The organism is Aquitalea sp. ASV11 (assembly GCF_016429185.1).
Taxonomy (GTDB): domain Bacteria; phylum Pseudomonadota; class Gammaproteobacteria; order Burkholderiales; family Chromobacteriaceae; genus Aquitalea; species Aquitalea pelogenes.
Map to the genome: position 1 here is coordinate 61903 of NZ_JAELUD010000011.1, position 21120 is coordinate 83022.

The 21120-nt window shown below is 55.1% G+C and carries 15 protein-coding genes; 1 reads left to right on the forward strand and 14 read right to left on the reverse strand.

The features are described from left to right. Positions 1–10: 10 nt before the first annotated feature. Positions 11–2047, reverse strand: coding sequence for a hypothetical protein (locus JHD62_RS05920; RefSeq protein WP_199102153.1), 2037 nt, complete (start codon positions 2045–2047; stop codon positions 11–13). 81 nt (positions 2048–2128) lie between these two features. Continuing rightward, positions 2129–4669, reverse strand: coding sequence for a hypothetical protein (locus tag JHD62_RS05925; protein WP_199102154.1), 2541 nt, complete (start codon positions 4667–4669; stop codon positions 2129–2131). A 396-nt stretch (positions 4670–5065) separates the two neighbouring features. Between JHD62_RS05925 and JHD62_RS05930 the strand changes: the two genes are divergently transcribed. Then, positions 5066–6220, forward strand: a complete 1155-nt coding sequence (locus JHD62_RS05930) for a DNA cytosine methyltransferase (protein WP_199102155.1) — start codon at positions 5066–5068, stop codon at positions 6218–6220. Positions 6221–6557: 337 nt separating this feature from the next. On the opposite strand, the gene JHD62_RS05935 is transcribed toward JHD62_RS05930, so the two are convergent. The 12 genes from JHD62_RS05935 to JHD62_RS05990 all read right to left on the reverse strand — a co-directional run. Beyond that, a complete protein-coding gene (locus JHD62_RS05935; RefSeq protein ID WP_199102156.1) occupies positions 6558–7214 on the reverse strand; it encodes an inovirus Gp2 family protein in 657 nt (218 codons plus the stop codon). Positions 7215–7283: 69 nt separating this feature from the next. Continuing rightward, positions 7284–7877, reverse strand: a complete 594-nt coding sequence (locus tag JHD62_RS05940) for a plasmid pRiA4b ORF-3 family protein (protein ID WP_199102157.1) — start codon at positions 7875–7877, stop codon at positions 7284–7286. 362 nt (positions 7878–8239) lie between these two features. Further along, entirely contained in the window at positions 8240–8434 is a 195-nt protein-coding gene (locus tag JHD62_RS05945; RefSeq protein WP_199102158.1) for an AlpA family transcriptional regulator, read from the reverse strand. Positions 8435–8488: 54 nt separating this feature from the next. Further along, entirely contained in the window at positions 8489–9826 is a 1338-nt protein-coding gene (locus JHD62_RS05950) for an inovirus-type Gp2 protein (protein ID WP_199102159.1), read from the reverse strand. Between the two features lie 539 nt (positions 9827–10365). After that, entirely contained in the window at positions 10366–11838 is a 1473-nt protein-coding gene (locus tag JHD62_RS05955) for an integrase arm-type DNA-binding domain-containing protein (RefSeq protein ID WP_199102160.1), read from the reverse strand. Positions 11839–12475: 637 nt separating this feature from the next. Further along, entirely contained in the window at positions 12476–12949 is a 474-nt protein-coding gene (bfr, locus tag JHD62_RS05960) for a bacterioferritin (protein ID WP_045846699.1), read from the reverse strand. A gap of 8 nt (positions 12950–12957) precedes the next feature. Then, the gene (gene bfr / locus JHD62_RS05965; protein ID WP_045846700.1) at positions 12958–13428 is read right to left on the reverse strand and encodes a bacterioferritin; all 471 of its coding nucleotides are present in this window, start codon (positions 13426–13428) and stop codon (positions 12958–12960) included. Positions 13429–13615: 187 nt separating this feature from the next. Then, on the reverse strand, positions 13616–17296 hold the full coding sequence (locus JHD62_RS05970) for a transporter substrate-binding domain-containing protein (RefSeq protein ID WP_199102161.1): 3681 nt from the start codon (positions 17294–17296) through the stop codon (positions 13616–13618). Between the two features lie 359 nt (positions 17297–17655). After that, positions 17656–17847, reverse strand: coding sequence for a hypothetical protein (locus JHD62_RS05975; RefSeq protein ID WP_045846702.1), 192 nt, complete (start codon positions 17845–17847; stop codon positions 17656–17658). A 141-nt stretch (positions 17848–17988) separates the two neighbouring features. Further along, positions 17989–18870 (reverse strand): NUDIX hydrolase family protein, encoded by an 882-nt coding sequence (locus JHD62_RS05980; protein ID WP_131357621.1) that lies wholly within the window; start codon positions 18868–18870, stop codon positions 17989–17991. Between the two features lie 126 nt (positions 18871–18996). After that, positions 18997–20721: an exodeoxyribonuclease V subunit alpha gene (gene recD / locus JHD62_RS05985; protein WP_199102162.1), complete on the reverse strand. Its 1725-nt coding sequence runs from the start codon at positions 20719–20721 to the stop codon at positions 18997–18999. Further along, positions 20718–21120: transporter substrate-binding domain-containing protein (locus JHD62_RS05990; protein WP_199102163.1), on the reverse strand; the 403-nt coding region annotated here is incomplete at its 5' end. The genes JHD62_RS05990 and recD, both read right to left, overlap by 4 nt.

Genomic DNA, 21120 nt, shown 5'->3' on the forward strand with positions numbered 1-21120 from the left:
CTTTATGGCTTTATGACTTCGGTTGCGTACAACTAGCCTGGCCGTGCTGATTCATAAAAAATTCGATGAGTGCCGCCGGGGTTTTCTCATACTGAGTGCCCTGATGCAAGCGGGTCCATTCGGTCGCTGCGCGGGCTAGTCGCAGAGCATTCGCTAGGGTAAGTTGATTGGCGAACGGTGCCACCGCAGTCATGGCCGGCGAGATGTCCTGCGGGCGCTCTCCCGGATCGAGTTGCCGAACATTGGCCGGGGCAAATGCTAGAGGAGCCAAGGTAGGAGCTGCCGGCGCTATGGTTCCCCTTGCCTCAAGCCATGGAACTTGACTACGAATCGCCAGGGCTTCATCACAATCTACGTCTTCGACGGTTATGCAGATGAAGCAGCGCCGAGGTAACTCTCCACGTCGCGTGCGGTCTGCAAGTGCAGGGAGCCAAAAGCGGGCACCAGATCGTTCAGCGCGTTCTATAACGGCTAGGATGGTTGTGGGTTCATAACCGCGGGTGAGTTCCAACCCATGGGTTAGGGCGGTCGGCAGCTGCGTGCCGGCGCGTAACCAGAGATCCTCAAAGGTGATGACAGTCGGGTCTGCCTCTAGGCGTACAGATCGCCCAGACGACAACAACGCCTCGGCCGCCAGGAGGAAATCTTGCGTTTCAGGGCCATGCAGTACCGGAATTTCGCCTGCCAGCATCAACGCAAAAAACAGAGCCATCCGCTCTTTGCCCGCAGATGTAAGTAGGATGCTGCTCTCGATAGCCTGATGCATGTCCGCGATGCCAAGGATCGGAACGTTTTGCGAAGGGTTGAAACGCAGAACGGACTCAAGCCTAACGCTCTTCGGTATTTGGATTGAGGCGGCCTCCTCTTTGAGGCGCTCGATCTCATTGATAGCCTGGGATTCACAAGCCTGAAGTTCTGCCAGGGTGTGATGACCTGTTTCGATTTGGACGTTGATCTTTCCCAGTTCGCCCTCGAGCCTCTCACGCTGCTCCGCAATCGCATCCAGACCTTGCAGAAGATCGTTGCACCGCGCCTCAAGCTTGGCCTCCAACTCTGCTTGCTGGATCGCCGCTTGTTGCTCTAACGCGAGCTTGTTGGACTTCATTTCCTGCTCAAGCTGGTTTTTCAACGCCTCAAGTTGCTCTTTTTCTTGTAGTTTTAGCCTTGTATCGATCTCTGACAAGCGCTCCTCGCGTTGTGCCATGATCTCTTGATTCAGATCATTCATGAGCGAGGTACGAATGGCCTTGCGTTCCTGCTCGGCTATTGATTGGGTTTCGCTTTCGAGATGAGAGAGCAGTTTCGGGTCAGCCAATAGCGCATCAATCAACTCCCCGAGCAGGCGCTTGTCAGCTAACAATCGCTTGGCTAACTCTCCAGAACGGGCAGCTTGCTGTGCGGCCAGCTTATCTTCAGGACTGGTCCCGACCTTACCTGTCACTTCGTCCGCGTGACGCTTCAGCCATCCGATGATCGCTTCTGCACTTGGGTCATGGGCTCCCGACATGGCCCGAACGATACGCTTTATGTACCCCTCATCCGGCGACCAGTCGAGCTCCTGCTGGCATTCTATCCCCCGCTTCAACTCGTAGAGGAACACTTTGCCCTCGTTCGAAGGCATCCAATACATGAACTCGGATTCGTAGATATACACATAGAAGTGTTCGCCAGTCGCCATCCGGTACCGGTTGTCTGACGAACGCATTAGGGTGAGTTTGATGATGTGATCTTCGCTGTAGCGAATCACCCAAAAGCCAGCGTGATCCGGCCCTTCGACTCCCTCCTCCGTTAAGCGGCTGCGTAACGCATCAAGGCTTCCTGTATCTCGCAGGTCAAGGAACGGCAGGAGGTTTCGATAGATGGATGCCCTCCATTTCCCCCGGGGAGCTTTCTGAGCGATCTGGAAACTGACCCAGTCATTCTGATGAGGTCTCGAGGCCGGCAGTAGACGAACTTCTACCTCACCCGTTTTCGGGAAGAGTTTGTGTGGGGCATCGAGCAGCGACCATCCCTCTTGCGAACGAATGGCAATGACTTTAACAGTCATGTTGACATCATGTCGTTTTATACATTGTCCGGCGTACCACGCTATGTTTGCAGACATCGTTAATCTGATTCCAAATAATTGTTAGAGAATGGCTGAGCCATTGCGCCATTGCAGTCGCAAGCGGCCGGAAGAACGGCGGGCGAAGTCAATCAAGCTCGGCGCGTCTAGTTGCGCCTTCTTGGGCAGTCCTGCGATACAGTCTGGCAACTGCCTAGCGAGCCAGCGCACCATCTCAGCATTAGCGGGATAAACGTATTCAGGACCACGAGGACCACCATTGCGAAGCATGCACCGACGCAATTCGGTTGCGAGGGCATCGGGTAGTCCGCCCTCGTGTTCCCTAACGACGATCGTCTCTTCTTCTGGGTTCCATTCAAACAGTGGTGTTTTGGCCTGAGCATGAGCCGAGGCGATGGCAGCAGTACGTGATAGATAATGAACTGAGTAGCCGTTTTGCTCGACGCGGTATACATCGTGGTCTCGACCTCCTGTGTGGGCCAGGCGCAGCAGTTGAACGCCTTCTTTGGCTCCCTCGCCCCGTATGAAACGTCCTGCGGACCAGGACCAGACATCACTTGGTTCGTAAAACAAGGCTTGATGTCTGGTTTCGGCGAATGCCAAGGACTGTGCAGATGGCGTTGGTGTTTCGGCCTCAAAGCGCCAGCCGAGGCGTTCGGCAAGCACTTTGACCGGAACATCTTGAGCGCCAATTAGGGGGGCAGCCCAAGGAGTGATACCCAGGCGTCGGAAAGGGGTACCACCTAACCCTTCAACGGCTAGCTTGAAATCTTCGGTCATCCGCGAGCAAAGCGCCCCTTCGACTAACGCAAATACCAGCCCACCGCGATGGGCTTCTATGATGCATGGCTCTTTCAAAGTCCAGACGCGGCCTTTCCAGCCGGAGCGCAGACGCGGCTCGATGATGCCTGCGTCCCGTAGACTTTGAAGCAGGAGCCAAGGATTCATTGCTTCATCGGAGCACCTAAGGAGGGCAATGATTTGAGCCTCCTCCCATCCGCGTCGACCGCTGGCGTAGACCGCTTCAAGAAGGTCCGCGCAGGCGAGTTCTTCCGACTCCCACTCTAATTTGTCCTGTGTGCAGACCTCAAGGTGGGCAGATGTGCCAGGCATCCAGTCTCTCAGCAGCGGCAGCTGATATCGCGCACTTTTAAGCCCCATGTGAGGGAAAGCATTACTGATGAATTGAAGGCGAATGCTCCAAGGGGCGTGCATTTCACCACGTAGGAGGGTCGGATGAATGAAAAATGCGCCTTCAATCGGTTGGGAGGCTTTGAGCTGTCCATGATCAATACGTAATGGGTTACCCGTCTCGCATAGCAAGGCACTATGGGTGACATAGTGATCAGTATCGGACTTGATAGAGGGCAGAAAACGAGGACGGCCAAGCCAGACCCCATCGCTGCGCACGCCGCCAGACAAGCAGGGGCGTACGATCTGCTCTTGCTTGGGACTTAGCAACTTGGCCTCTCGGAGTGCATCCTTGATAGTCTCAAGTGGTAGAGGCTGAGTCGTGATCGCCCAGGCATCGCTGTCGACTAGCACGCCAAGTCGATCGCCAATTTTTTGTTTGTGCCGTTCGGCGAAGGCGACATGCAGGCCGAAAACTGTATTGTCGGCCACTGAGGTTGCTTGCCAGCGACCTGCGCTAACCAGATGGAAGAACACTATACCGAACTCGGCGGCGGTCGCTAGATTCTCGCTGTACTCAGCTCCAACGGCGATCAGCGCATCATTCAATGAGATGAACGGCTCAGCTTCGCCTTCTTCATCACGGTTAGCGAAGAAGATCGCGCATTTGTCCGCATCGAAAAGCATTTCGACCGTGACGTTGTGGCATGTTGGACTTCCTGGCAGCGTTGCGGCGCGTTTCAGTAGGTGCCAAAAGGGAAGGTCGCTCAATGCGCGACGCTGCATGTAGTAAGCCCCACGAAACTCATTGAATGCACGGCGCAAACCCCAAGAGGCGCGATCGCCTAGTTGCCTTGGAAACGCGGAAATGCTGACACGAGGGTCGCGATGAGCATCCGGATATTCTTGGCAGAAATGGGCCACCAGCCGCAGGTCAGTCCTACTCGGAAACGACAGACGAAGCGTGTAGCCGATATGGTTCCAACCGGGTGGATGATCGGGGAGGATCAAACGGCGAAGTGGTTCTCCCTCCTGGATGCGCTCATTGAGCCAACGCACCAGACTTTCCCACATCAGAGCGACCCCGCGGAGGTTTGAAACGGTGGTGTCAATTCCCAGCCATTTTACGAGCTTATGGCGAAACGCCCCGCTATGAGTCGAGTTGCCTTCAAGCAGGCTGTCGATTAACAGGGTGAATACGAGATAGGAAAAGCAGTTGGGTACATCTGGTTTTTCATAGCGCTGGGAGCCAGAACGCAGCGACTCCATCAGCAGAGGGTCGCGCGATAGCATAAGACGGAAAGCCATTTCAACATCGTCCTCGCTCCCGCGCGAAGCGCTGCAGGCCATCGTCAGCGTGTGGGGTGTGACTTCGAAGGCACGGATAGGGCTGGCATCGCCGTCCGGGCCAATGGCCAAGAAATAATTGACGAGCCGTTTCTCCCATGCGTCAAACGTATGCGGTAAATCCAAGGTAGCCTATCCTCGTTGAACACGTGACACCCTCAATCGTGCTGCAAGCCTTAAAAATCGCTAACAAAACCACCCCGGTGTTGCTGGGCCTTCTTGCCGCACTGTGTGTATGCCTCATCGGTGCCTGTCTGGTGGCATTATGCCAAATTTAATAGCAAGCCTAAATGTCTATGCCAATGGTGTGTGGCTTTTTAAAGGCTGAACTCACGGACCAAAATAGTTGCTACCGTTTCTGCTGAAGTGCGTAGTGAAGCAAGAAGTGGTGGTGGTCCCCAAGGAGTTTTCACTTCAATTCACGCTCAACTAAGGCCACGATGACGGGTGCGCAACCTAGGTGTGTCAAAATATTGACACCATTTTTCCTATGGGCTACTTTGACGCCATTTGGAGGTGTCAATGCGTGTCGTAGATCTCTTTGCTGGCTGCGGCGGACTTAGCAAAGGCTTTGAAAACGCAGGCTGTGAACTTGCGCTTGCGGTGGAAAATTGGGAGGCCGCACGCAAGGTTTACCAAAAAAACTTTGATCACCCTGTACTCGACCTTGATCTAAGTGGTGTCAATGAGGCCACAAAAGTTATCGCCAAAGAGCTCCCAGACATCATTGTGGGAGGTCCTCCATGCCAAGAGTTCTCCATTGCAGGTAGTCGTGTGGAAGGCTCTAGAGCTCGGCTGACCATCAATTTCGCTGAAATCATTCATGCAACCAAGCCAAAATGGTTCGTACTGGAAAACGTTCAGGGGATTCGGAATAGTACAACCTGGATAGAGGCACGAAAAATTTTGGAAGACGCGGGCTACGGTATTAGCGAAAGCGTCCTTAATGCTGCGTATTTTGGTGTCCCACAAAATCGGCGACGTTTTTTTGCGGTCGGGTGCCTTGGGGAAACCCATGACTTCCTTGTCGACCAGCTAGAAACTAAGCAATCGGAAGAGCCCCTCACGATCAGACAGTATGTAGGTGATGAATTTGGGATTGATTTTTATTACCGACATCCTAGAAATTGGGGGCGCCGAGGCATATTTTCTCTTGATGAAGCCTCCCCAACGATTCGCGCCACCAACAGAAATGTTCCTCCAGGGTACTCCGCTCATCCGGAAGATGCGGGTTCGCACCTTGAGGCAAGGGCTCTGACCACAACGGAACGGGCACGCTTACAGACTTTTGAAAGCACATTTACGTTTCTTGGCACGAACACAGCTCAGAACACTATGATTGCGAATGCAGTGCCAGTAAATCTGGCAAAACACATCGCGATCACAATCCTGCGCCATGAAAAGGGACAGGCAATGGACAGCGATTTAGCATTTCGGAAATGGTTAGTATCTTCACAACGTTACACCCCTCGCACTGCCGGAAATATTGTCTCGCGGCTGAAGCGTACTTCACGGATTTTGCATACGAGCAAGCTTTCCATCGACCCTTTGGATGTTATCCATGCATTAGAACGGAGTGGCGAATTTATCAATCTACCATCCAGCGTAAAATCACAAATTAAAAAGGCGATTCGGCTACATGCCGAGTTCTATCAAAGAGAATTAACTCCACTTTGATCCCCATGGCTTGACATGCGTCGCTTCGATGCCATTGAGTGGCGTGCTGATTCTGATGCAGAAAATCCTCAGTTACCTGACTGGTGTATATGCGACAGCAGCAATCTGCAGCCTGAATCTAGCCACACGAAGACAACCCACATTATTGCTGTGAGGGGACGCAGACCCGATTAGTCCCGTTGCAGTGGGGAAGTACTTGCCGCTGCAAATTACCAATGCCGATCTGCACCTGGTTGCCGGAGGTCAGCATGATCTGGCACTCGTTCATGCTGCCAGCCTCGCACCATTAGTAGATCGTCTACTAACACGGTAAGACCACCCACATCTGAGCCATGTGTTAGTTCCTGCTGCAGCCAAACCCATGCTGTCCATTGCCGTAGCTTTTGGTGGCTGCCTTGCACAGATAGCTGGCTCGGTGAAAGAGATCATTCATGCCTTGCTGATCGCCTCTACGCAGCTTGTAGGTCGGGTCATCTGGAATGTGTACCAAACCATCCACTGCAGCTACAGGCAAGCCAAGGGCACTGGCCCACGCCTCTTCCAAACGATGGCAAGTATTGCTTTGTTTTGATGTAAAGCTTCCCAATGCACAGTACGCATCTCCATTCAGCAGGATCAACAAATGGTAATGCGGTCGGCCACTCTCCCCTATTTCACGCGCCCAGACATTGCGAACAACACACTCATGGGCATACTTATCTACAGCTAGAGCTCGTCTTCGATTATGTGCGATCTTGGCTTTGAAAGACTCAATGAAGCGAGACATGACCTCATTGGTAAAGGCATCTGCAGGTAGCTGTTGATTGGCAGGAAAGCGAAGATCCACCCGGAAAGCAAAGACACGACGGTACTGCACGAGTGCTCGATCTATCGTCTGCTTCAGACGCTCCAGGTAACTCAGGACAAAGGGGCCTTTATCCTGCTGTACAGGCAAGCCCAGGTAGGTAGCATCGTAATGAAGGGTGAGGTTGGTATTGCCAGGATGACGGACCATGGTTTACTCCAAAGTACAGGTTCACATAACCTGTAGCTCCGCAGTAAATTTTCACCATGCAGAACAGCCTTAGAACTTGAGTCCAGCTAACCGTCTGTTCGTCTCTGCCTGGTCAAACACGGCAGGATCAAAGCCACCGCCACACCATTCCAGCATGGACAGATGCTCGTCATGTGACGGATCACCCAGGACATCCAGGAAGTCTACGTAGCCCGGGATACCACCGACATCCTCCGGTGGGCAGGCATTGGCACCCGCAATACAGAGCGGCGTTACCGACGTCACGTCTGCAGGAAGCAACGCTTCCACCGTAATGTCGTGTTGCCAGTCATCCCCGAAGTCATACAGGTAGGAGAAATGCTCCCCTACTTTCACCAAGCCAGAGAGAGTAACAGTCTGCTCATCAATAACAGGTACGGTCTCTGGGTGATCAGGATCAGGTTGGCCATAGCGGGTATCACCGATCACGAACTCATGCTGATGGCTTCCTCGCCATCCCATGGCATGCTGGAAGATGACATGCAGCGTTGCCAGGGTAACGGACTCTGACACCAGTAGCTGCCGCCAGATCAAAGGCTCTGAGTCAGTCAGCGCGATACGCAGTTGATAGACCGGCATAGATGAACGAACAATATGCAGATGCGGCTTCGTGCCAGTAACCATACGGCTCCTTCGTCTACTGTTGTGATCAAGCTAGCAGGAGTGTCAATGTCCACTCAGCCCAGTACATGACAAGCATCCGAATTGCACTCTGCCTAAGGGCAGTGCATTCGTCTTTACCTATCTGCAGCCAAATATCACCACTAGTTATTAGTAACCATACAGTAATAGTAATAAAAGCATATTACCAATACCGAGAAAACGATCTTCTGGTTTCCTCATGCAGCGTGGATCGAATGACAAACTTACCCCGTAGCCACGGACAAACTGAGTACGGTCTGCACTCTGGTAAAACACCATGACCACCACGGCCACGGTGCTTTACCAGAGAAGCGCATCATTCCATCAAAAGCATCATCTACCCATCATGCCTTACCGGCATCACGCTCTTCAATCTTGGCCAGGATCCAGTCTTGTACTTCACTTTCCAGCCAACCGACGCTACGTTCCCCCAGGGAGATCGACTTGGGGAATACGCCATCGGTCATCATCTTGTACATCGTAGCCCGTGCCAGGCCAGTCGTTTCCAGGACATCTTTCAGGCGGAGAATTTTGTTCATGATGTGCAACCTCAGTGTTAGGACACAACATTGAGGTCGACAGTAAAAAACTCACTACACGTCCTTCGGTACCGATACTGTAGGTCTCCTTTTTTTCATTTCAACTCTCTGTCCGTTAACCATCAGCTCAGCCGTCTTGTTTGGTACAGCACTAACCTGCGGAGGCACAGGTAATGGCTGCCCCATTTCTTGAGACGTTAGCGCTTCACTCGGATCATCCGAACCAGATGTCACATCCAACTCCAGTGCAGAAGAATCACACACCACCACATCTTGCTTCTCTCTCCTTAAAGTCCTGAGACGCGGAAATAAAGCACGCCATGGATCTGATGCATTTCTGCGATCATTGTTCATATAGACTGGCATTGGATGGTAAGTTGCTGGCTTTACCACCGCCGGCTCTTGCTTCTTTTTGGCACTAGGCTTCGACTTTTTGCGAGGTAGTTGACCACGGCTATAGGTCACAAACCGTGGGTCTCCCGGGATGTTTAATCGCATCACCTCATCCAGCTTGGTCATGTAATGGACTAGCATGCGTAGTTGCTGGTCAGCCTCAGCCACTCCACGCTTCATCAGTCCAATAGCACAAAGCTGATAGTTATCTGGTTTGGCTTGCAGCAAATAAGCTATACGTTCCGCCTTCCCCCACCCACGCATCCAGAAAGTAGCAATCCAACCAGCCTGTCTTGCTGTTGTGACAATCTGCCCATCAAAAAACAAGACAAGGTGGACCTTCCAGTTCAGATCGCCTTTTTCAAGTTTCCACACATAACCGGCCAAACCATTCCAGGATTTTTCGAATCGTCTCTGATTACGGCTCCGCAAAAGCGTTTCCAGATCTTTTTTGATTGAGCCGGGAGTACACCGGGTTTCTGGGGTGTAGCTCAGCTCCAGTCGTTGCACATACAGATCTTTGGAGATTTTTTGCAGAGCATTAATGTAGTCCTTACAGCCACGCGCATTCTTGTTCGCAGTACGCACCATCCGTTGCCGGATCTTCTCGAAGTCCTTCTGCGTCACTGCCTCACGAAAAGCCAGTACGAGTCGATTCCATGCCCTGGCAAGCTCCGGATCTTGGCTTGAAGGGTGTGCCGCGTTCATTGCACAAGGCCAAGGGGCGATCATTGAGCCGTTCACGTCATTGATCAGGTTCGACAGCAACTCCAGGTACGGATGTACCTCGTAAGCCGACAGGTACTGCCACATCTTGCAAAACGGATCGCTTTTTAGAAACGTCAGCCGCTCGACCAGATCAGTAGAGTCAAATACGTCCCATCCAGCTTCTTCCCTCACCCATCGGTATGGCAACGCATCAGTACCCAGCAAATCCACCGCCAGCTTCATCCCAGAGATGACCGTGCTGACCGCGTTTTGTAAGTCCCCCACTACCATAGCCGGACCTCTACCATCTAGTAGCAGTATCCTAGGGAGCCAACTATGACAAGAGTCCCTCAAACCTTGGGCTGTCGCGGCGGAAATAGCCCCCCTACTTCCAGTAAAGCCTCGTGCCATTTACACTCCCCTTAACGGTCACTTCGCTCACCAACTGTCACCCTATGATCGGACATTGCGCCCCTTACAACAAGCACGCTACCGATCAAAGCGGCACACTCAAGCTGCAGAAGGGTAATCATAGGCAATAGCAGGGCATTCGCGGGGTATGTGGAACTGACTTTCCTTAAATAGGCCCCATAATTATCGTTCCTATTCTATCGATATCGCAATATTAGATCTACCTAATCCATTGAAATTTCTGCCTCGATCGTGATCGTGGACCACAGAGGTTCCGACATCACTCATGACCTAAAACGGGGTGTTATCCAACAGATTGACGGGGATATTGGCTAGTGAGGATGGGACATCCTGCAGGGATATGCATTCCAAGCCGGTGAATCAAGATAGACCGATGTATACCAACCAGAAACACAAAATCAGGCTCTTTTGAGCTGAACGACATTCCCGCCTTCGACCAAGGGAAGCTGGCCGCTCTCACATTGCTCAAGTGCACTCCCCAGCAGATCGAGTGTTTTACAACGCTGCTCCCAATGAGTGTGTCTTGCATAACGCCCAGTGGTTTTGGCATCAGGCCTTGCATGAGCTAGAACCCGGGCAACCATGTCCCGCTCGACACCCAGCTCTTCCATCCTCGTGGCTACCGTGCGGCGCAAATCGTAAAGCGTCCATTTACCGCCAGGAAGGTTGTAGAGGTCGTAGTCCTGCTTTGCCCGACGGCACTGCATACGCTTGGCAAGGCGGGCCTCAAACATTGCCTTTGGCTCGTCAACCTCACGGTAGAACTGACGGCTACTGATGTCATTTCCAACGTTTGTTCTCAAGATGTGGTCATTCTCTTTCCTAGGAGCAGGAAAGACGAAATCACCAGTTCTGATTGCCTGCATGGCATCCAACTGCTTGACGGCATACTCTGACAAGTGAATGTGATGCATCTTGCGCTTCTTCATGCTGCCTGCTGGGATGATCATGAGCCGCCGGCCCAGATCAATCCATTGCCAGCGCAGTCGTACTGCTTCACTGGAACGGATCCCTGTGGACAACATCAAACACATCAAATGCTTACCTGTCAGTGCTTGGGTACTCCTGGGCAGCAAATCCGAGAGTAGCATCACCAATTCTGAGAACTGTAAAGCTCGCCCGGCCAGAGTGTCCTCTAGGTCATTGCCGACAACCTCTTCTCCCCGAGCATTCAGATACTGTTGAATATCAAAATTTTCAGGTAGTTGATCTGATCTGACCGATCTCTGCTTTTTAGGAAGGACCAGGCGTCCCAATAGATGATCATCAGCCACGTACTGGCGCTCAATACCCCATGCAACGACTTGCTTCAACAAGGCCAGCACCCGCCGTGCCGTTTCCTCCTTACCTTCTCGTACCATTAGGTCATAGCGCTGTAACATTGGCTGCTTTTCGGCTGTATCGATCTTTTGATCGCCAAGAACAGGCGTTATGTGGCAACGCCAGTGCGATCTGCGTACTGCCCGCCAATGCGTATCAAGCGTTACTCCATGACTGGAATCCCAGGATTCGAACAACTCATCCATCGTCATGACCAGCGCGGCTTGTTGCTCATGCTTCACACGCTCAAGCATCTCCGCTTCTTGACGTGCTCTCTCCTCCTCTCGTGCGTCAACAGGATCTACTCCCTCTGTGCGCTGTTGCCGCAGGCGATTGGCCTCTTCTCGAGCAGAAGCCAACGTTCTGTCAGGGTAACTACCAAGCCCAATTTTTTTTATCCCGGTAGGAGACTTGTATTTAAACAGCCAATCTTTTGCCCCCGTCGGCCGGACGCGCAGGAAAAGTCCATCACCGTCACCAAGGAGGTACTCCTTTTCCTTGGGTTTGGCCCCCTTGCTAATCTTGGTTTCAGTCAACAAATCACGAGGCATTTCTCACTCCAGACAACTTAATTCCGGGGGACCAATCGGGGGACTCTGGGGGACTTCCTGGGGGACCAAATAGTCATGGCTTGTATAGTACATCGCTGGATGTCACTGGACAACAAATCCTAAATTATCTTTTAAATTCAATACTATAAAAAACAAAAAAAGACCATACTGGATTTAGCCAGACAATAAAAATTCAGTTTCCGAAGCTGAATGTCACAGGTTCGATCCCTGTCGGGTGCGCCAATCAAATCAAGTATTTAGACAACACTCCCCGTCAATGCTGCAGACAAAACGCCCCCTGGGGCACTTCCCCGATTGCGCTTCTGGTTTCCCGGTTCATCCTGCATCGTTCATTTCGCAAACAGACATGTACAGAATTTTCGCTCTTGCCATTGGTAAATTCTGCCAAATATCGTTTTAGTCATGTGTTGCTGCGATAACAACCAGGCAGCACATCCGCTCCAGAGTCCCTGCCCTGTTGCCGCTCCCCCTTCTCAGAACGGCCATGGCAAACTCCAACATGCTACCCATGTGTAAAACTGCGATCAGGCAGTAAAACAGCCAGCGTGTGTTTGCAGGCTGGCTGGGGTTGCGCTGCAGCGAGTCAAGGCAGCGTAGACGTCTGTAAAGATATGGGTCAGGACTGGATCTGGCTTTGCAGGTAGTTGGCCAGGCTGACATCCCGGATCAGGCTGAGCTGGGTTTCCAGCCAGTCTATGGTTTCTTCGCAGTGTTCCAGCAGTTCTTGCAGCAGTTCGCGGCTGACGTAGTCCTGCTTCTGTTCGCAATGGGCGATGCCCTCTACCAGCAAGGGGCGCTGTACTTCGAGTTCATAGCGCAAGTCGCTGCGCAGGCACTCTTCCACGTTTTCGCCGATATGCAATTTGCCCAGGTCTTGCAGATTGGGCAGGCCTTCCAGAAACAGGATGCGCTCGATCAGTTCATCCGCTTCCTTCATCACGCGGATGGATTGCTTGTACTGGTAGTCGTTCAGCCTCTCCAGGCCCCAGTTACGGAACATGCGGGCATGCAGGAAATACTGGTTGATGGCGGTCAGTTCGTTGCGCAAGACGTGGTTGAGCAGCTTGATGACGGATTTGTCTGCTTTCATGGGTGTCCTTACGCCATCTGGCTTTGCAGGTAGTTGGGCAGGCCGGTCAGGTCAATCAGTCGCAGCTGTTTTTCCAGGAAATAGGCGTGGTCCATTTCGGTGTCATCCAGTTGCAGCACCAGCATTTCACGGCTGACAAAGTCTTCTGCCTGTTCACACTGGGCAATGCCTTGCTTCAATGCAGCAGTGACCTTGTACTCCAGCGCGAGGTCTGCCTTGAGCATGTCGGGAACAGTCTTGCCGATGTGCAGTGCTTCGCGCTTGCTCAGGTCGGGCTTGCCTTCCAGAAACAGGATGCGCTGGATGATGGCTTGTGCGTGTTCGCGTTCGTGGGCGGATTCGTGCAATGCCTTTTCCGCCAGTTTGCCAAGGCCCATGTCGGCATACATTTCACCATGCAGCAAATACTGGTCGACCGCGGTGAGCTCTCCAGCCAGCAGCGTGTTGAGCAAATCAATAATGGCTTGTTTGCCTTGCATAAGGGAATTCCTTCCGTCTGTGATATACAGCTGTGCCCAGGACACGGCCTGAAGCACATGAACATCACGGATTGTAACGGGAATATCAGCTTGCCGGATGTAATCCGTGCAAGGGCCTGAAGTCATCAGTCTAGTACCATGCCGCAGTGAATGCACGGCAGGTGCAGCTATCCTGTCCTGTTCTGGCTCAGGATGAGGCGTCCTGCTTTGCCTGTGCCGAACTGAGCGCTTGCAGTTGCTTGTCCAGTACCGCCAGCAAATCATCCACAGCGGCATACAGGGCTTGCACTTGCGGCAGGGCTTCGCTGATGTCTTCATGCTCGTGGCAATAGGCTTCCAGCGCCTGGCAGCTGTTGATCACCTGACTGGCACTGATGATGCGGGCGGCTCCCTTGATCTGGTGAGCCTGCCGCGCTACCCCCGGGCTATTGCCCAGCAATACCAGTGACCTTAGCGCCTCGGAGTCATCCTGCAAGCCCTGGCGCAAGTGTGACAGCAACTGATGAAGCTGCTCGTCTTCCATGAACTCGAGTTCATTCAGGCTGTAACTGACAGCGGGAATGCTTTCTTCCAGTTCCAGCCGGTCTTTCATGTGATGCTGCAGGCAGACGCGCAGGCCGGAGAGGCTGACGGGTTTGAACAGGCAGTCGTCCATGCCGGCTGCCAGACAGCGTGCCTTTTCGTCCGGCAGGGCGTTGGCGGTGAAGCCCAGCAACAACACAGGCGGGCGTTGCTCCTGTTCCTCTTGCTGCCGGATTGCCTGTGCCAGTTGATAGCCATTCATTTCCGGCATATTGCAGTCGGTAAACACCACGTGGAACTGCCCCTGCTGCCACAGCGACAGGCCTTCGCGGCCATGGGTGGCCGTGCTGGTATGGTGCCCGAGATAGCGCAGCTGCTGGGCCAGCAACAGGCGGTTTGCCGCATTGTCGTCCACCACCAGGATGCGCAAGGCCAGTTCATCGGCCAGCCCGTTGCTGCCCGGGGTCTGGCTTGCCGGCGCAGGCGGGACATAAGCCTGTTCCGACAGCGGCAGCCTGAGTTCGATATCCAGCCGGGTGCCGTCATACAGGCGGCTGCTGAGGTTGAGCGAGCCTTGCATCATTTCACACAGGGTGCGGCTGATCACCAGTCCCAGGCCCGTACCACTGTGTACATTGCGTGCCGTGCCACGTGCCTGGCCAAACGGCATGAACAGACGCTGCTGGTCTTCTTCGGAAATGCCGATACCGGTATCGGTGACGCGAATGTGCACCAGCAATTGCTGATCGGGCAGCAGGCTTTGGCGAACCCGGACATTAACACTGCCCTGGGTGGTGAACTTGATGGCATTGCTGAGCAGATTGGACAGGATCTGCTTGAAACGCAGCGGGTCTAGCATGACTTGCCACTGTGCCGGGTCTGGCGGTTCCACATCCAGAAACAGTCCCAGCTGCTTTTGCCGCGCAAGTCCGTCAAAAACGCGCACTACGGACTGGGACAGCTCCAGCAGGTTGCAAGGCTCCGGGTTCAGGCTCAGATGACCGGATTCGATGCGCACGATATCCAGAATGTCGCCAATAAGCCCCAATAGCCCCTGTGCCGAGTCATACGCCACCTGCAAGGACGGCCGGTCGACCATGCCGTGTTCTGCCTGACGCAAGGCCAGCTCCAGCATGCCGATGACGGCGCTCATCGGCGTGCGGATTTCATGGCTCATGGTGGCGAGGAAAGTGGTCTTGGCCTGGCTGGCCTTGTCGGCCTGATCCTTGGCGGCTTGCAGTTCTTCAATCAGCCGGCGCCGTTCGCTGATGTCAATCCAGCCGCATATCACGCCGCGAATCACCCCTTCGGTATCGCGGAACGGCTGGATCCAGTGAAAGGCAGAGACATGCTGCTTGTTCAGCATGACCTCCCGGTCCCGCTGGATGGGCACACCGTATTCAATGGCCAGCTGGTAATCCTGGGCCAGTGTGGTACGGGTCTTGTCATCAATGTCGATCAGGCCGCCTATATTGTCGCGATGGCTCATGGCCTCTTCACGCGTCAGGGCCAGTGCCTGCAAATAATGCTCGTTGCAGCTGATGAGCAAGCCCTTTCTGTCCAGTACATAAACCGGATAAGGGGTGACATCGATCAGCGTGGTCATGAAGTTGAGCTGGTCATTAAGGGCTTTTTCCGCGGTTTGCCGCTTGACGATCTGCTTGCGCAAACGGCTGTTCCAGGCCAGGGACACCAGCAACAGGATGCTGGCCACCCCGACCACCAGGTAGATCAGCCCCAGGCTGTAGTCATACCAGCTTTGGTTGCTGGCCCCTACATTGGTGCGCCAGCGTTCGTTGAACAGATTGTCCAGGCTTTCCGGCCCGATGCTGAACAGCGCCTTGTTGATGATGTCGCGCAGCATCGGCTCGTCTGCCTGGACGGCCAACGACAGCGCATTGGTGGGCAGGCCGGTAATGTTCACTTCACGCAGTTTGCCGTTGAACAGCAAGGGCAGGTAGTAACGGCTGTTCATGGTGGCCACCAGCGCCATATCGGCCTTGCCGTTTTCCACCATGTCGAATGCCGATACCGGGTTATTCACCTCCTTGAATATGGCACCGGGCAGTACCTTGCCCCAGCCCATGGCTTCCACCAGGCCACGATTGACCGCAATCACCTTGTTGTGCAGGTCTTCCACGCTGCGCGGTGCGTCGGCATTGTTGCGAATGACCAGATTGTAGGAAAGATAGGTAACCGGATCGGACAGCAGCAGGCCCGGCTTGTGTTCCCCCCCAATGCGCACAGGCGTGACCGCAAGGTCAACCTGCTTGTAGCGCATCATTTCCATGGTGTTTTCCAGCGAGTGTGACTTCTTCACTTCCAGTCGCACCCCGATGCGCGGCGCAATCAGTTCCATCAACTCGGCGGTGGCTCCGCGCCATTCGCCCTGATCATCAAAAAAGGAAATCGGCGCCAGCGTATGACTGGCCGCTATGCGCAGCACCGGATGCTGCTTGAGCCAAGCCCGCTCTGCCGGCGTGAAGTTGATGGGGAAGGCATAGGGCTGCAAGAACATGGCGCCACCACTCCAGCGCTGCATCAATTGCAATTGCTGAGCCTGGCCTAACTGCCCCAGTGCCTTGTTGACCATGGTTTGCAAGGGGCCGCTGCCACTCTGCATGGCAAAGGACCAGTTACTGTCCCAGCGCGCCCGACGAATGATGCGCAGGTCATCCACCAGATTTTGGTTGGCTTCGTAGTTGATGGCGGTGGCATCACCCATGAACAGGTCGATCTGGTGTGCTTGCAAGGCAGCCAGACCTTTGGCTACCGAGTCGTAATAACTGATGTCCGCCTCAGGGTAGACCTCCCGGGCAAGTGCAGGGGAATGATAGAGGTGGCGCATCCCTATGCGTACCTTGTGGGGGTTGGGTTCCTCATACCCCACCATCACCGGCATGTCACGCAGATAGGGTTTGCTCAACTGTAATTTGTTCAGTTGCAGCTCGAACGGTGTAACCGCGCTGACCAGGTCAATCTCCCCCCGCGCCACAGCCTCCATGGCCAGCTGACGACTGGCATAGCGCACCACCACCGGCTTTGTATTCAGAACCTGGCCAAGGTGGCTGAAGACATCGGCAGTCACCCCCTGAAAGGTGCCACCCATATTGCTGATGTCAAAGGGTGGCAAATCGCGAGCGACGCCAAGACGCAGCTCTTTCTTGCCTTGCAGCCACTTGTTTTCCTCCGGCGTCAGTTCCAGCCGTCCAGGCACATTGAGTGGCTGAGCCAGCAAGGTGAGTGGCTGCGGAGCAGTAGATGGTGCAGCAAGCGACGTTGCCGCCATGCCGGGCATGGCCTGCAAACAACAGCAGATGACGAAGCAGCGAAACAAGAAGTGCATGGCATTCCCACTGTTCAGTATTCGATGTGCCGGCCTCCGGTCACTCGTCCAGAAGCAAGGCGAGCCAGGCAGGGTGTGGCAGGAAACATCGAATGCATGAGCCAATACCACCCAGCCAGAGGGTACGTTGGCATTTGTCTTTTTCTAGCAAACTACTTCTGAACAGTATTGGGGAAATTTCTCAAAAATACTAAGTAATACTTATGGCTAGTAGACGTGGATAAACAAGAGGACAGCCATTTAAAGAAAGGTTGAATTTTCAGTAAAGACAAGGCATTGACTGCGCATGCCAGGCGGGCGGTGTTGTCAGGCAAAAGTCTGGAGACGGCGCTGTTGACCCGTCATTTTGCCAGCAGGGCTTATTGCAGGTCTTCGACTTTTTCCATTTTGCGGGTACGCAAGTCCACCACCCGGTGAATCTCGACGCGGATCTTGCCCTTGTACAAGAGATACATCAGTTTGGCGGCCTTGCGTGCCTGCTCGTGCGTAGAATGCCACGGCCCGGTATCATCCACGCCGAATTCACGCGAAATCAGGCGCAATCGGTACATCACGCACTCCAGTTCATGGGTTTTCCAACAAAATCATTCCGACGGTTGGCACATGATGCCAGAACCAGTGCATTATCGTGAAGCGGACAGAAAAAAGCCGGCCTCTTGGCCGGCATGTGCATGGACGGGCAAAGTCCGCTGTCAGTGCGCCGCGTGTTCGGCAAAACCAGGCTGGAAGCGTAAATCAGCCATGGCATCTGCCACCTGCTGATTGTGCGGACCCCAATACTGCAAGCGCAGCAGGCAATCAATGGCCACCAGGGCGGCATCAATCATGAAGCGCTCTGCCACCAGCAAATTCTCGACTTCGGCCAGTGGCACGCAGACATGCTCTGCCACCTCACCATCCTGATTACAAGGCTCTTCCTTGCCGGACAGCCACAGGTCGTAAACATGCAGCCACTCGCGATGCAGACCGCGCTGCACCGGGCGTTCGGCCAGCAGCACGCCAGTTTGCGGCAACAGTTCCAGCTTGTCGGCGGGTATACCGGCCTCTTCCCAGCCTTCACGCTCCAGTGCCAGCTCGATGGACTCGCCGGCAGCAATACCGCCACCCATCATATTGTCCATGCGGTTGGGGTCTACCGCCTTGTCCGGGCTACGGCGTCCCAGCCACATGCGTACTTCACCATCAGGCAGTCGAGTGAGTCCATTCAGGTGCACCGCGCGGCTGGTGAGGCCTAGCGGACGGAAGGCGGCACGTTCCAGTTCGAACAGCGGCGTGGCATCCGGCAGGAAGGCGGTAAAGTTTTCATTGCGCCAGCCATTGAGCCAGCCGGCGGCTTGCCAGCGTTTTGCGGCCTGGTCCAGCTGATGGCTGATGGCGGCGTAATCGCCCTCTACCGTGCAGTGCAAACCATCCGCCTGCAAGCGGAACAATGCCGCTTCGCTCTCCAGCAGCCGCGCCAGCCATACCTGGTTGACACAGCCCATGGGCTGACCTGCGATAAACAACGGGGTGAATGCGCTGCGATCGAAACGGGTGATCTTGGCCAGATACCCCAGGACTCCATCCACTTGCATGATGACTCCGAACAGACTGCCTATTGCGGGAAGGCGCCATCATAGGATGCAAAACCGGATTTGCCCAACTTTTTCAGCATCTTGCCGCTGAAATCCGATTATTCCATTTGGAAGTGTTGCAGAAAATCATCGCAGCCCGTAAAGCAACAGATCTGCCAGGCCGGAATGCCGTACCGGTGCCAGCCTCACGCCCTGCAGCCAGGTTTCCTCATCGCCGCACACCGCAAACTGGCGACGGGCACGGGTAATGGCGGTGTATACCAGGGCGCGATCAAGCAGCGGCCCCGGTGTGGCTGGCAATTGCAGCCAGACGGTGTCGAACTCCGAGCCCTGGCTTTTGTGGACAGTCATGGCAAATACCGTTTCATGCTGCGGCAGGCGGCCTGGTGCAAATTCACGCCAGCTGCCGTCGGCCGCCGGAAATGCAACCCGCAGGCCGCTGTCACGCAGCACGGTGAAACCGATGTCGCCATTGAACAGGCCGAGGCCATAATCATTGGCGGTAATCATTACCGGCCGACCGGCATACCAGTCGCGCCCGGCCTGTTTGCGGCCTTGCTGCTCCAGCAGTTGTTCCATGCGCTGGTTGACCAGGGCAACCTGGCTGCGCTGGGCGGCCAGCAGCATGAACTGTGAAAACGCTGCCTGTACCTGGGCCAGTGGCTGGTCTGTGGCAATGGCAGCCAGATACGGTTGGCGTTGCTGCCATAGCGCGGCATCGTCCAGTTGGGCGAGCGCGGCGATGTCCGGGTATTGCCCGGCTTGCAGCAAGGCCCAGGCCGCCTGGGCATCGCCCTGGTTGACCAGTGTGGCCAGCCTGCCAATGCCCGAATCGGCGCGAAAGCGGTGGCTATGGGTGAGCAGTACCACGCTGTCAGCCAGCAGTCCGGCTTTACCTTCGTCCGGGGGCAGCTCCCCGGCACCGGCTTGTTGCAGCCAGTCACGGGTAGCCGGCCGGTAGGCCACCTGCGTGCACAGGTCGCCCAGTACGGCACCGGCATCCACCGAGGCCAGCTGGTCGCGGTCGCCCAGCAAAATCAGCCTGGCCTGTGACGGCAGTGCATCCAGCAGGCGCGCCATCATGCCCAGGTCTATCATCGAAGCTTCATCCACCACCAGCACATCCAGCGGCAGTGGCTGGGCTGCATGAAAGCGCGGCTGGGCGCTGCCCGGCCGCAAACCAAGCAGTCGATGCAGGGTTTGTGCCTGTAACGGTAGCTGCTGACGAATGGCGTCGGCCACCGGCAGCGTGTCACGGGCGTTACGCACCGACTCGCTCATGCGGGCGGCGGCCTTGCCGGTGGGCGCGGCCATGGCCATTACCAGTGGTCGTTCCGCCAGCATGGCCAACATGGCCAGCAAACGCACCACTGTGGTGGTTTTGCCGGTGCCGGGGCCGCCAGACACCACCAGCAGGCGCTGGCGTGCAGCCAGGGCTGCGGCCTGCTTTTGCCGGTCCGGTCCTGTGCTCTGCCCGGGGGGAAACAGCTGCTCCAGTACCTGGGCGACTGCATGGGCGTCCTGTGGCAGCGGCGTGGCAGCCAGGCGGGCCAGCTGCCGGGCCAGACACTGTTCGTCAAACCAGTGATGGGCAAAGTACAAGCGGCTGGCGGCATCCAGAATCAGGGGGGCGTAACTGCCCGGTTCACCCAGCAGCGGCGAGGCTTGCAAGCGGTGTCGCTCCGGACGGTGCGCAATAGGCAGGCAGACGTGTCCGCTCTGGTTGGCGGCAGCCAGTTCACCCAGCAGGGCCAGTACGCTGTCATCCAGTGCAGGGTCCAGCCGCATGAACAACTGGCGCAATTGGGTGGCCAGCTGCGGCTCGGTCGGGGTAGCTAAAACGGTGTTCATCCGCGTGGTTTCTGGAAAATGGCCTTGAGCTTGCCACTGGCCTGCAGTTGGGCGATGGCGCGATTGAGCGCCGGCAGCCACTGGCGGTATTGCGGGTGGATGCGCAGCATCACCGGCTGCACGGCAATCACCCCGCCCGGCTCGCAGCGCAGTTCTTCGGGAATCATGTTCATGCGTTCGATCTGGCGCTTTTCCAGCACCAGCGCCTGCAAGCGCCCCAGGCGCAGCTTGCTCAGTGCCTCGTTCTCGCCCTGGGACATTTCATAGCGTATGCCATGGCGCTGCAGATCGGCGGCAAAGCTGACCAGCGGCTGTCCTTGCAACAGGCCGATGCGCTGGCCACGCAGTTCTTCCAGATTGCGCAGCCGGCTGCCGCCGAGGCGACTGCACAGCTGGAAC